The following is a 12,695-nucleotide window of genomic DNA, read 5'->3' as shown; positions in this document are numbered from 1 at the left end:
GCGTCGACCGGCTACGACCCGGACAGCCCGGGTGGATGGCACGACGGTCTTTGACAATTGTAGGCGCGCAGTCTAATATTGCTTGCATGGCCACAACGCACGCTCTTTCCCCCCCTCTCCCTCGCCGTCCACGCGGTCGTCCGGCCCGTAACGGCCTTGATTACGCCGACACCCGAGTGCTGCTGATCCGCCGCGGCATCGAAATGCTGACCACGCAGGGCGTCAGTGCGACCGCTCTGGATGACGTCCTGAAATCGATCAATGTGCCGAAGGGCTCGTTCTACCACTACTTCGACAGCAAGGACGCCTTCGTCGCGGCGACCCTCGACGCCTATGCCGAGTACTTCGCGCGCAAGCTCGACCGCCATTTTGGCAAGCAGGAGCTGGCGCCGCTGGCGCGTCTGGCGTCGTTTGTCGACGACGCTTGCCGGGGCGTCGAACGCCATGACTTCGCCCGCGGTTGCCTGGTTGGCAATCTTGGGCAGGAAGTCAGCGTTCTCGACGAGACGCTGCGCCTGCGGCTGGAAGCCATTCTCGTCGATTGGGAGAGGCGCCTGGCGGGCTGTCTCGACGACGCGCAGGCGGCTGGCGAACTGGCGGTCGATGTCGATGGCCCGGCGCTGGCGCACGCCTTTTGGGTCGGTTGGGAGGGAGCAATCCTGCGCGCCCGCCTGAGCCGGTCAACAGCGCCGATGCAGGCCTTCTTCAAGCTGTTTCTGGCGGCCTTGCCGCGCCGTTGATTTTTGCTGGTCTGGTTGTAGTTATGCGGTCTAATTGTTCATTGAAAAGGAGAAACACCATGTTCAAGGGAATTCTGATTACCAAAGACGACGGCGTCTATCAGGCGCAACTGCAGGACATCGACGACGCGGTACTGCCCGAGGGTGATGTCACCGTTGGCGTCGAGTTCTCGACGCTCAATTACAAGGATGGCCTGGCGATTACCGGCAAATCGCCGGTCGTTCGCCGCTTTCCGATGGTGCCCGGGATCGACTTCGCCGGCACCGTGATCGACAGCTCGAACGCCGCCTGGAAAGCCGGTGACCGCGTCGTCCTGAACGGTTGGGGCGTCGGCGAAACGCATTGCGGCGGTCTCGCCGAGAAGGCTCGTGTCAAGGGCGAATGGCTGGTGCCGCTACCGCAGAGTTTCACCGCCTGCCAGGCGATGGCCATCGGTACCGCTGGCTATACCGCCATGCTCTGCGTACTGGCTCTTGAAAAGCATGGCATCAAGCCGGCCGACGGCGAGATTCTGGTCACCGGCGCCAATGGCGGCGTCGGCAGCGTGGCCATTGCCGTGCTGGCCAAACTCGGTTACACGGTCGTCGCGTCGACCGGCCGGGCCGCTGAAGCCGAGCACCTCAAAGCGCTCGGTGCCAGCTCGGTCATCGAGCGCAGCGAATTGTCGGCACCCGGCAAGCCAATCGGCAAGGAACGCTGGGCCGGCGTCATCGACACCGTCGGCAGCCACACGCTGGCCAATGCCTGTGCGACAACCCGCTATCGCGGTGCGGTGGCGGCTTGCGGGCTGGCCGGCGGCATGGATTTCCCGGCCACCGTGGCGCCCTTCATCCTGCGCGGCGTGACGCTCTACGGCATCGACAGCGTGATGGCCCCGCTAGCCGTCCGTCAGGAAGCCTGGGAGCGCCTTGGCCGCGACCTCGAGATCGCCCGGCTCGATGCGATTACCCGGTCCATTGGTCTGAGCGAAGCGATTGCCGTCGCCGCCGAGTTGCTCGAAGGCAAGGTCCGCGGGCGGGTGGTCGTCGACGTCAGTCGCTAGAGCGCAGCAGGCGGCGTCGCCGAGCGTGCTTGACCAACAAGCCGCTCGGTGGCGACTTCCGGTAGTTGCGCGCGGGCCGGCGCCGCCCAGCGGCTGGCGACGCCGCGATTCAGCGTTGACCCAACTCCGGGCGGCCGCACGACGAATCGTCGAGCCGCTTCATGCCGAGTTTGACCATGATGCTTTCGGCCGGGCAGAAGCGCGTGAAGCCGCTCTGCAACAGGTTGGCGCCGACGAAGACGGTAAACCACAGGAAATTCCCGGAGACGAAGAGCGGGCTCGCTTCGACACCCAGCGCCAGTGAGATGAGGATGAAACTGCCGGCCATGATGCGCACGGCGCGATCGGTTGTCATGTCTGGTACTCCTTTCTGAAGGCGGCGTAGTAAAGCACCGGGATCACCACCAGGGTCAGCAGGGTGGAAACCAGGATGCCGAAGATCAGGCTGATCGCCAGCCCATTGAAGATCGGGTCGTCGACGATGAACAGCGCGCCGAGCATCGCCGCCAGCGCGGTCAGGGCGATCGGCTTGGCGCGTACCGCTGCCGATTGAATGACTGCTTCGCGAAAATCCATTCCCTGCCTGACCTGTTGGGCGATGAAGTCGACCAGCAGAATCGAATTGCGGACGATGATTCCGGCCAGCGCGATCATGCCGATCATCGACGTCGCCGTGTACTGGCTGCCGAGCAGCGCGTGTCCGGGCATCACGCCGATGATCGTCAGCGGGATCGGCGCCATGATGATCAGCGGCACCAGGTAGCTCTTGAAGTGCGCGACGACCAGCAGATAGATCAGGATCAGGCCGACAGCGTAGGCGATTCCCATGTCGCGGAAGGTTTCGTAGGTTACCTGCCACTCGCCGTCCCATTTGATGCTGTACGACGCGTCCGGTGCGTCTGGCTGCCGGATGAACCACTCGCCCAGCGTGCCGGCGCCGCGATCGACGCCAGCCAGCGCGCGGCCGGCGATTTCGCTGCGCGCGGCGAACATGCCGTAGAGCGGTGAATCGAGCTTGCCGCCCATGTCGGCGACGACGTACACCACCGGCAGCAGGTTCTTGTGGTAGATCGCCTGCTCGCGCTCGAGTTGTTGCACCTCGACCAGTTCCGAGACTGGCACCAGGCGCCCATCGTGCGCGCGGACGCGCAGCTTGAGGAGTGCATCGAGTGAGCTCTTCTGTTCGGCGGGCAGCGTCAGGCGCACCGGAATCTCGAACTTCGAGCCGCTGTTGCGCAGTGGCGTGAGGTCTTCGCCGGCCAGCCCCATGCGCAGCACGTCGACGATCTCGTTTTGCGCGACGCCGAGCAGTGCTGCCTTGTTCTGCAGGACACGCAGAAGCGAGCGTTGGCCGCCCGCATTGACCGAGTCGTCGATGGCCACCAGATCGGGCGTCGCCTCGAGCACCTGGCGTACTTCCTTGGCAACCGCCCTCTGGCCGCGGTAGTCGGGCCCGTAGACCTCGGCGACGATCGGCGACAGGACCGGCGGCCCGGGCGGCACTTCGACAACCTTGGCGTTGCCGCCGGCGCGCTTGCCGATCGCTTCGACGGCGTCGCGAACCGAGATCGCTATCTCGTGGCTCTTGCGTGAGCGCTGATGGTGGTCAACCAGGTTGACCTGCAGGTCGCCGAGTTCGGGTGCGGCACGCAGATAATACTGGCGTACCAGGCCGTTGAAATTGATCGGGCTGGCGGTGCCGGCGTAGGCCTGGTAATTGCTCACCTCGGGCAGCCTGGCGACCTCGGCGCCCAGTTCATGCAGCACCCGCGCGGTTTCCTCGAGCGGCGTGCCGACCGGCATGTCGAGCACGACCTGGAACTCGCTCTTGTTGTCGAAAGGCAGCATCTTGAGGACCACCAATTGCAGCGCGGCGAGTGCCAGCGAGCCGGCGATCAGCACGATGATCGCCAGCAGCAGCCAGCGGCGCGCCGCTGCGCCCTTCTGGCGGTCGAGGAAAGGCGTCAGCAGGCGGCGAAAGAGGCGCTCGAGCCGGCCCGGACTTTGTGCGCCAGCGTCGTCGCCTGCCGCCGCGTGCGCGGTCGCCGGCAGCAGCCGCGCCGCCAGCCACGGCGTGACGACAAACGCGACGGCGAGGGAAATCAGCATGCCGAGCGACGAGTTGATCGGGATCGGGCTCATGTACGGTCCCATCAAGCCGCTGACGAAAGCCATCGGCAGCAACGCGGCGATGACCGTGAACGTCGCCAGGATCGTCGGCCCGCCGACCTCGTCGACCGCTAGCGGGATGATCTCGAGCAGCGGCTTGCCCGGCTGCAGTGCTTGCCAGCGGTGGATGTTCTCGACGACGACGATGGCGTCGTCTACCAGAATGCCGATCGAAAAGATCAGCGCGAACAGCGACACACGGTTGAGCGTGAAGCCCCAGGCCCACGAGGCGAACAGCGTCGCCGCCAGCGTCAGGCTGACGGCGACGCCGACAATCACGGCCTCGCGCTTGCCGAGTGCGAAGAACACCAGCAGAACGACGAAAGCGGTGGCGAAGGCCAGCTTGCCGATTAGCTTCTGCGCCTTGTCGGTCGCCGTCTGGCCATAATTGCGCGTCGTCGTCACTTCGACGCCGTCGGGGATCAGCGTCCCCTTGAGCGACTCGGCGCGGGCGATCACGGCGCTGGCGACGTCGGCGGCATTGACCCCCGGCTTTTTCGAAACCTGTACGGTCACCGCCGGAAACTCGCCGTCGCGGTTGCCGAACCAGGCGTACTGCTGCGGCTGATCAGGGCCTTCTTCAACGCGCGCGACGTCGCCGACGAACACCGGCTTGCGCTCGCCGGCCTGGCCGCGTACGGCAACGACGAGTTGCCGGACGTCGGCCGCCGATTCGAGGTAGGTGCCGGTTTCGACGAGGACTTCGCGGTTGTCGGCGACCAGGTTACCGGCAGGCTGGCGGGTGTTGCCGAGTCGCAGTGCGGCGGCCAGGTCGTGCGGCGTGATGTCATAGGCGTTCATCCGCTCGCTGTCCATCAGTACCCGCAGAGCCTGCCCGGGCCCGCCCAGCGTCGACACGTCGCGCGTTCCCTTGATGCGCTTGAAGTCGACCTCGGCGGCGTGCGCCACCTGCTCGAGGTCGTACGCCGAGCGCGCCGGGTCGGTGGTCCAGAAGGTCAGCGAGACGATCGGCACATCATCGATGCCGCGCGGCTTGACCACCGGTTCGAGAACGCCGAGGTTCTGCGGCAGCCAGTCACGATTCGAGTTGACGGTGTCGTAGAGGCGGACCACCGCGTCCATGTATTTGACGCCGACGGCGAACTGCACGGTGACCACCGCCATGCCCGGCCGCGATACCGAAAAGACGTGCTCGATTCCCGACATGCGCGACAAGACCTGCTCGGCGGGTATGGCCACCAGACTCTCGACGTCGTGCAGCGAAGCGCCGGGGAAGGCGATGAACACGTCGGCCATCGTCACGTCAATCTGCGGCTCTTCCTCGCGCGGCGTTACCAGCGTCGCGAAGACGCCCATCAGCAATGCCACCAGCGCCAGCAGCGGTGTGATTTGCGAGCTGGCGAAGTAGCGGGCGACACGGCCGGAGACCCCCATGACAGCCATCGCTAGCGGCTCGGCGGCTGGCTGGATTTCAGCGCTACCGCGGCCTTGACCGGATCGAGAACGACGCGCTCGCCGCTGTGCAGCCCGGCCAGCACCTCGACCTCGCCCGCGCCGACCGTTTCGCCCAGGCGTAACTGGCGCAGACCGAGCGTGCCGTCGTCTTTCTCGACGTAGACGGCGGCGACGGCGCCGCGGCGGACGACGGCGGCCTGTGGCACGGTGAGCTTGCTGGCGCGGCCAAGAATGAAGTGCACACGCGCGTGCATGCCGGGAACGACGTCGCTGATGCCGGCCGGCAGGGCAACGCGAACGAGCGAGACGTGCGTTGCCGCGTCGGCAGTCGGCAGGAGCGTGACGCTGAGTCCATCGATCGATTTTCCGAGCTCGGGGAACTCAACCCGGGCGCGCTCGGTGCGGCGCAGCTGCGCCAGCCGGTACTGCGGAATGCTGGCGGTGACGCGCAGGCCGCTCGGGTCATGGATGGTCAGCAGCGGCTTGCCGGGCGTTGCCATTTCGCCAAGCTCGGTCAGCCGCTCGCCGACGATTCCCGAGATCGGCGCAAGGACGTTGGTATGGCCGACGCCGACGCTGCTCTGCCCGCTCGCCGCCTGCGCGGCGTCGACATCGGCCTTCGCCTGGTCGACCGCGGCCTGGCTGACGAAGCCTTGCTGGCGCAGACTGAGCGAGCGCTGGTAGCGAGCGCGGGCATTGACATACAGCGCCGCGGCGCCGGCCGCTGCTTCGCTGGCTTCGCGGGCGTCGATCTTCATCAGCAGATCGCCCTTGCGCACCGCCTGGCCGGCGTCGACCTGTACGACGACGACGCGACCGGAGATCTGCGCTGCCACCGTCGCCTGCTTGACAGCCTCGACCAGCGCTTCGGCGGGCAGCGTCAGATCGACTGGATGCGCCTCGACGAGCACCGTCGGCAAGGCCTGCGCCTGCGCGGGCAGCGCAACGCTCAGAGAAACGGCGCTGGTCAGCGCGGCAAGCAGGGTCCGCCAGCGTGGCAAGCGCAGGCAACTGGGAAATCCGGGTCGGCGATCCTTAATCATGTATATAAGCATATACTGATGGATGCGTGAAAACAAGAGCTCCCGAACGACTTTGCAGTACGCCATCGCCTTCTGCCAGCACACAGCCCTTGACGCCCGGCGGCCTTGAATGAGACAAAGCGCTGGTCTGCTCGTCCGACCGCTCGAGCATTCGCGCATTCGACTATTCGACTATTCGACTCTCCGGCTCTGACCATGAAACTCGTCCATCTCGCTCTGCTCTCCGTATTACTGGCCGTCGGCTGCACGCACGACCCGTTTGCCGGCCATGCCGCGTTTCACCAGCCCGAGGGCGTTTCGGGGGGGAGCTTGCAGCCTGGCTGGAGTGGCCACAAGTTTGCCGTCGCGACGGCGCATCCACTGGCCAGTGAAGCGGGGCTGGAAATCCTGCAGGCGGGTGGTTCGGCAGTCGACGCGGCGATCGCCGCGCAGATGGTGCTGACGCTGGTCGAGCCGCAGTCGAGCGGCATCGGCGGTGGTGCTTTCATGCTGCACTACGATGGCCGCGAAACGGTCGCTTTCGACGGTCGCGAGACGGCACCTGCGGCGGTCAGCGAGACGCTGTTCATCAAGCCAGACGGCAAGCCGATGAGCTTCCAGGAGGCGGTCGTCGGTGGTCGCGCGGTGGGTGTTCCGGGGACTTTGCGAATGCTCGAAATGGCGCACGCCGAGTACGGCAAGCTCCCCTGGGCGCGCCTTTTCGAACCGGCGATCGAGCTCGCCGAGGAGGGTTTCCCGGTCAGTCTGCGGCTGTACACCCTGCTCAAGACTGACCGCTATCTGCGCCAGGATCCGAAGGCCGGGCCGTACTTCTACGAGCGCGATGGTGAGCCACGCGCGGTCGGCACGGTGCTGCGCAACGGCGAGCTGGCGGACGTTCTGCGCCGCATCGCCGCTGAAGGCGCGCGGGCCCTCTACGAAGGAGAAATCGCCGAGGCAATCGTCGATCGCGTGCAGAATCATCCGCAAAACCCGGGCCAACTGAGCATCGCCGACATGGCCGCTTACCGGGCCAAAAAACGTCTGCCCTATTGCACCGACTATGCGCCGAGGGGATTACGGAGTTCCCCGAGCTACCGCATTTGCGGTTTCCCGCCGCCGAGTTCGGGAGCGATCACCATCGACCAGATTCTCGGCATCCTGAACGACACCGAGGCGCGTTTTTTGCCCTTCGATAACCCGCTGTGGATGCACTACTACAGCGAAGCCTCGCGTCTGGCGTTTGCCGACCGCGCCCGCTATATCGCCGACCCCGATTTCGTCGCCGCGCCGGCGGGCAGCTGGCAGTCACTGATCAGCCCGCGTTACCTGGCGGCAAGGGCGCGGCTGATCGGCCCGCAGAGCATGCACGTGGCGACGCCCGGCACGCCGTCAGCGGCGACCAACAGGTATTCGTCAATGCCGGAACAGGTCGAGTACGGCACCTCGCACATCAGCGTGGTGGACGCTCGGGGCAACGCGCTGGCGATGACCAGTTCGATCGAGGACGCATTTGGTGCGCGCCAGATGGTGCACGGCTTCCTACTCAACAACGAACTCACCGATTTTTCTTTCCTCCCGACCGATAGCAGCGGCACGCCGATCGCCAACCGTGTCGAGCCCGGCAAACGCCCGCGCTCGTCGATGAGCCCGACGCTGGTCTTTGACAATGACACGGGTGAACTGGTCCTCAGCGGTGGTTCACCGGGCGGCGCGATGATCATCCACTACACCGCCAAGCTGCTCTACGCGACGCTGAACTGGGGGCTGACGCCGCAGCAGGCCATCGACCTGCCCAACTTTGGTTCGCTGAACGGCCCGACGCTGCTCGAAGAACAGCGCTTCAGCCCGGCTTTCGTCGACGCGCTGCGAAGCCGCAGCCACGTGGTCAAGGAACTCGGCTTGAACAGCGGCATCCAGGCCATCCAGAAAGGCCGGGCAGGCTACGTCGGGGGTGCCGACCCGCGCCGCGAAGGCCAGGTGCTGGGCGAATGAGAGAGCGTTCGACGTCCGTTGTCGGCGTGCCGACGAAGCACGTGGACTCGCTTCCCGGCACCTTGCCGGCGGGCAGTTCGAGCAGAGCGCGCCTGTGGTTGTTGCTGGCCGCGGCAACGATTAGCGCCTGCGCCACCGACGGTGCTTACGAATCACGGCCGTCGCCAGCTGTGCGGGCTGACGCCACAGCGGCGCAGCCGCCGGCTCCGGGACGTGAATCGCCGGCAGCGGCGAGGACCGCGCCACGAACGCCGGCCGTTCCGCCGGCCGCCTTGCCACCGGTGTCGTCACCTTCGTCAGCCAATTTGAGCGAGCGCCAGGCGCGCACGATGGCCGACAGTCTGCTGCCTGAAAATCTCCGCGACCGTGCTGGCTGGGCGGCTGATCTCGCCGCCGCGTTCGCCGCGCTGCGGCTGCCGCAAAGCCCCGAAAATCTCTGCGCGGCGATCGCCATCATCGCCCAGGAGTCGAGCTTCCAGGCCGATCCGCCGGTCGCCGGTCTGTCGCGCATCGTCTGGCAGGAACTCGAGAAGCGACGCGAAAAGTACGCCGTCCCGAAAGTCGTCCTCGACCTGGCGCTGCTCAAGTCGTCGCCCGATGGCAGCACCTACAAGGCGCGTATCGACGCGCTGCGCACCGAAAACCAGATGAACGTGCTGTACACCGACATGATTTCCGAATTGCCCGGCGGCAAAACGCTCTTTTCGGGCTACAACCCGGTGCGTACCGGTGGCCCGATGCAGGTCAGCGTCGACTTCGCCGAGGAACACGTCCGCAAGCAGCCCTACCCATATCCACGCCGCGACAGCGTCCGTGACGAGGTCTTCTCGCGGCGCGGCGGACTCTACTTCGGCATCGCCGTCCTGCTCGATTACCCGACCAGCTATGGCCAGATGATCTACCGCTTCGCCGACTTCAACGCGGGTCGCTACAGCAGTCGCAACGCCGCTTTCCAGGAAGCCGTAGCACGACTCGGCGGCCAGAGCCTGGTGCTCGACGGCGACTTGCTGCGTTACCAGGGCGGCGCGCCGGCAGCGGCGGCCAGCGACACGCAACGCGCGGTGCTGGCGCTGGCGCCGCGTTTGCGACTCAGCGAGGCCGAGATCGAGCGTGGTCTCAGACTCGAGAAGACCTTCGCCTTCGAACAGTCGGCGCTCTACCAGCGGCTGTACGCGCTCGCCGACGCCAGCAGCGGTGAGCGAAAGCCCCGCGAGATACTGCCCCGGATCGAACTGAAGAGCCCCAAGATCAGTCGGCGGCTGACCACCGAGTGGTTCGCCCGTCGCGTCGACGGGCGTTATCGTGGCTGCCTTGAGCGCTACCAGGTCGGCCGTCCGACGTGAGCAGACGCCGTGCCGCCAGCCTTGACCGGCGGTGTCCGGCGAGGCTGCCAGACTGCGTGCGCTGTCCTGGAAAACCTTTTTTGACGACTGTGAATCGATTCGATATACTGCCGCACTCGTTGGCCAAGTAGCTCAGTTGGTAGAGCAGCGGATTGAAAATCCGCGTGTCCGTGGTTCGATTCCGCGCTTGGCCACCACTTGATTCCAGCACTTGGCCCGGTCGAAATGCCGGGCCTTTTGTGTTGCAGGTTTCCTGCGACTTATCCTTGCCAGCGCATCGTCGATACGCGCTGCTGGTCTGGGCCGCGCATTCCGCCGGGTCTGCCTGCGCTTCACGGCGACACTCGCAAGAGCTTGGCTGGGCGCCTTCGGCAGGCCGGCGCTTGCCCGCTGCCACCACCGATTGCTGCTGGCACGCCGAGGCTTCCGGCTGAAAATGCAACTCCAACTCATGAAATCTACTTACCAAGCGCTTCAGGCGGAACTCTGCGGTTCACAGAAAACCTGGCTGATCACCGGCGTGGCCGGCTTCATCGGCAGCAACCTGCTCGAAACCCTGCTCAAGCTCAAACAACGCGTCATCGGCCTGGACAACTTTGCCACCGGTCACCAGCGCAACCTCGACGAGGTCGAGAGGCTGGTCGGCGGCGAGCAATGGCGCCAGTTCGATTTTCACGAGGGGGACATCCGCAATCCGGATGACTGCAGGAAGGTCTGCCAGGGCGTCGATTACGTCCTGCACCAGGCGGCCCTGGGAAGCGTTCCGCGCAGCCTCGAAGACCCGGTGACCACCAATTCGGCCAACATCACCGGCTTTCTGAACATGCTGGTTGCGGCACGTGCTGCCGCGGTCAAGCGCTTCGTCTATGCCGCGTCCAGTTCCACCTACGGCGACCATCCCGGATTGCCCAAGGTGGAGGACAAGATCGGCAAACCCATCTCGCCCTATGCTGTCACGAAATACGTCAATGAACTCTACGCCGAGGTCTTTGCACGCAGCTACGGTTTCGAGAGCATCGGCCTACGCTATTTCAACGTCTTCGGACCGCGCCAGGACCCCACTGGCGCCTACGCCGCCGTGATCCCGAAGTGGACGGCCGCGATGATCGCCGACCAGCCCATTTACATCAATGGCGACGGCGAGACCAGCCGCGATTTCTGTTACATCGCGAACACCGTGCAAGCCAACCTGCTGGCTGCGACGACACTCGCCCCCGCGGCCTGGAACCAGGTCTACAACGTGGCCCTGGGCGACAGAACGACACTCAAGGAGTTGTTTGCTGCCCTGCAAAGTTCCCTGGCCAACAACGGAATTCACTACCGGCGTGACCCCGCCCACCGGGATTTCCGCGCCGGCGACGTGCGCCACTCGCTGGCGGATATCGGCAAGGCCAGGAGACTCCTCGGCTATCAGCCGACCGACCCGATCGGCAAGGGACTGCACGAGTCGATGGCCTGGTATATCGCACGCTTGCAGGGCACCGCTTGATCGCTGCCGCCATGGACAGCTTCTTCGGCAGATCGAGAAACGGTATTCAATAGTGAAGACTTGCAGAAACCGCACACGAACCGGATCGCCGTGCTGCCGCTAAACGCCGCCGCGCTGCGATCCGTCGTACGCCTTTTCCGGGAACGGCTGCTGTCGGGCTTTGCCTTGAACTTCTTGTCGGCCGTGGCCTTGCAGGGTTCGGTGTTGCTGACGGCCATCGTGCTGGCCAGGTTGCTCGGTCTGGAGGATTTTGGCATCTATGCCGTTCTGGTCAGCACGGTGATGATTTCGGCCGGTATCGCACAGGGAGCGACCGGACTGGTCGGCACCAAGTTCGTCGGCGAACTGATGCATACCGACCCGGGCCAGATTGCGCGCATCCTGAGGATGTGCGCCTTGATGGCGGGCAGCATGGGCCTGCTGATGGCCTTGCTGTTGTTTGTCCTGGCCCCGACGATCGCCGCCGATGTGCTGGCCAAGCCGCAGGTGGAACCCTTTCTGCGCTGGGTCAGTGCGGCCATCGTTCTGCAGGTATTGGTCACCTACCAGTACGGCGCACTGCAAGGTTTTGGTGCCTTTCGCCAGATGAGCGTCGCGGGCATAGTCGCGGGCCTTGCACACCTCGGCTGCTCGGTTGCCGGCGCCTGGTTCGGCGGCCTGACCGGGGCGGCCATAGGCTTCGTCGCAGCAAGCGCCGTGCGCGCGCTGGTGTTCACGGTGACGCTGCGCGGCGTCTGCCGGCAGCACGCGGTACCGGCGGCAACGGCCATCAGCTGGGACGACTGGCGGCGCTTCTCGCATTTCGCTTTGCCGGCGAGTCTGGCCAGCTACGTGACCCTGCCTTGCCTGTGGGGTGTAACGGCGCTGGTTGCACGCCAGCCGGATGGTCTCGCCTGGGTCGCCCTCTTTTCGGTGGCGCATCAGGTCCGCCTGGCGGCGATCCAGATGCCGGCGCTCTTGAACGCAGTCAGTTTTTCGGCGCTGAGCAGGCTCAAGGGACAAGGTGAGCGCGGGGGGTTCCGGCAGGTCTTCTGGACCAACATGATCGTCAGCGTCTGCTTCACTAGCGCCCTGGTCGCCGTGCTGGCCCTGTTCTCCAAAGAGATTCTCGGACTCTATGGTGCGCAGTTCGTGCAGGGTAGCCCTGTCCTGCTGGTCATGCTGCTGGCGGTGATTCCCGAGACGCTTGGCCTTGCAGCCTACCAGCTGGTGCAGTCATCCGGCCGCATGTGGCAATCGCTGTTTCTTATCGTCGGTCCGCGCGACCTTCTCTATCTGCTGCTGTCATCAATCTGGATATCGTCGTACGGGCTGACTGGTGCGGCTTCGGCTTATCTCGTCGCGTACACGCTGGGCTGCGTGGCGACGATTCTTGTGGCGCGCTTCGACGGCGCCTTGATTCGCCCGGCGTCGGCAAGCGAGTGAAGCGGCCACGAACGGCGGCGGCCCCGGAGGGCTTATCCTTTTGGTATAATCCC

The 12,695-nt window shown here is 65.2% G+C and carries 9 protein-coding genes and 1 tRNA gene; 7 read left to right on the top strand and 3 right to left on the bottom strand.

Annotated features, from left to right (window positions below; all coding sequences use genetic code 11):
* The first annotated feature begins 86 nt into the window (after positions 1–86).
* On the top strand, positions 87–740 hold the full coding sequence (locus QZ656_RS11385; RefSeq protein WP_291993493.1) for a TetR/AcrR family transcriptional regulator: 654 nt from the start codon (positions 87–89) through the stop codon (positions 738–740).
* 59 nt (positions 741–799) lie between these two features.
* A complete protein-coding gene (locus QZ656_RS11380) occupies positions 800–1,783 on the top strand; it encodes an MDR family oxidoreductase (protein ID WP_291993492.1) in 984 nt (327 codons plus the stop codon).
* 109 nt (positions 1,784–1,892) lie between these two features.
* On the opposite strand, the gene QZ656_RS11375 is transcribed toward QZ656_RS11380, so the two are convergent.
* From QZ656_RS11375 to QZ656_RS11365, 3 genes are read right to left on the bottom strand one after another with little or no spacing between them, the layout of a single operon-like run.
* Positions 1,893–2,138, bottom strand: a complete 246-nt coding sequence (locus QZ656_RS11375; protein WP_291993491.1) for a DUF2892 domain-containing protein — start codon at positions 2,136–2,138, stop codon at positions 1,893–1,895.
* The gene (locus QZ656_RS11370) at positions 2,135–5,347 is read right to left on the bottom strand and encodes an efflux RND transporter permease subunit (RefSeq protein ID WP_291993840.1); all 3,213 of its coding nucleotides are present in this window, start codon (positions 5,345–5,347) and stop codon (positions 2,135–2,137) included. The genes QZ656_RS11375 and QZ656_RS11370 overlap by 4 nt, the downstream gene beginning before the upstream one ends.
* Before the next feature lie 11 nt (positions 5,348–5,358).
* Positions 5,359–6,411, bottom strand: a complete 1,053-nt coding sequence (locus tag QZ656_RS11365) for an efflux RND transporter periplasmic adaptor subunit (protein ID WP_291993490.1) — start codon at positions 6,409–6,411, stop codon at positions 5,359–5,361.
* A gap of 195 nt (positions 6,412–6,606) precedes the next feature.
* Here QZ656_RS11365 and ggt point away from each other — a divergent pair, with 195 nt between their 5' ends.
* The 5 genes from ggt to QZ656_RS11340 all read left to right on the top strand — a co-directional run bounded on the left by ggt (position 6,607) and on the right by QZ656_RS11340 (position 12,642).
* Positions 6,607–8,385: a gamma-glutamyltransferase gene (gene ggt, locus QZ656_RS11360; RefSeq protein ID WP_291993489.1), complete on the top strand. Its 1,779-nt coding sequence runs from the start codon at positions 6,607–6,609 to the stop codon at positions 8,383–8,385.
* A complete protein-coding gene (locus QZ656_RS11355) occupies positions 8,382–9,728 on the top strand; it encodes a DUF1615 domain-containing protein (RefSeq protein ID WP_291993488.1) in 1,347 nt (448 codons plus the stop codon). The genes ggt and QZ656_RS11355 overlap by 4 nt, the downstream gene beginning before the upstream one ends.
* 121 nt (positions 9,729–9,849) lie before the next feature.
* A tRNA-Phe gene (locus tag QZ656_RS11350) sits at positions 9,850–9,925 on the top strand.
* A gap of 254 nt (positions 9,926–10,179) precedes the next feature.
* The gene (locus QZ656_RS11345; RefSeq protein WP_291993487.1) at positions 10,180–11,217 is read left to right on the top strand and encodes an SDR family oxidoreductase; all 1,038 of its coding nucleotides are present in this window, start codon (positions 10,180–10,182) and stop codon (positions 11,215–11,217) included.
* A 90-nt stretch (positions 11,218–11,307) separates the two neighbouring features.
* Entirely contained in the window at positions 11,308–12,642 is a 1,335-nt protein-coding gene (locus QZ656_RS11340) for an oligosaccharide flippase family protein (RefSeq protein WP_291993486.1), read from the top strand.
* The last annotated feature ends 53 nt before the right edge of the window (positions 12,643–12,695 follow it).

This window comes from Candidatus Accumulibacter sp. ACC003 (assembly GCF_907163085.1).
GTDB lineage: Bacteria > Pseudomonadota > Gammaproteobacteria > Burkholderiales > Rhodocyclaceae > Accumulibacter.
This window is presented reverse-complemented; position numbering and strand designations above follow the sequence as displayed.

Coding starts and splice junctions, on each gene's coding strand:
- QZ656_RS11365 (WP_291993490.1), bottom strand. CDS start 6,411: ATGATTAAGGATCGCCGACCCGGATTTCCCAGTTGCCTGCGCTTGCCA.
- QZ656_RS11345 (WP_291993487.1), top strand. CDS start 10,180: ATGAAATCTACTTACCAAGCGCTTCAGGCGGAACTCTGCGGTTCACAG.
- QZ656_RS11375 (WP_291993491.1), bottom strand. CDS start 2,138: ATGACAACCGATCGCGCCGTGCGCATCATGGCCGGCAGTTTCATCCTC.
- QZ656_RS11355 (WP_291993488.1), top strand. CDS start 8,382: ATGAGAGAGCGTTCGACGTCCGTTGTCGGCGTGCCGACGAAGCACGTG.
- QZ656_RS11370 (WP_291993840.1), bottom strand. CDS start 5,347: ATGGGGGTCTCCGGCCGTGTCGCCCGCTACTTCGCCAGCTCGCAAATC.
- QZ656_RS11380 (WP_291993492.1), top strand. CDS start 800: ATGTTCAAGGGAATTCTGATTACCAAAGACGACGGCGTCTATCAGGCG.
- ggt (WP_291993489.1), top strand. CDS start 6,607: ATGAAACTCGTCCATCTCGCTCTGCTCTCCGTATTACTGGCCGTCGGC.
- QZ656_RS11385 (WP_291993493.1), top strand. CDS start 87: ATGGCCACAACGCACGCTCTTTCCCCCCCTCTCCCTCGCCGTCCACGC.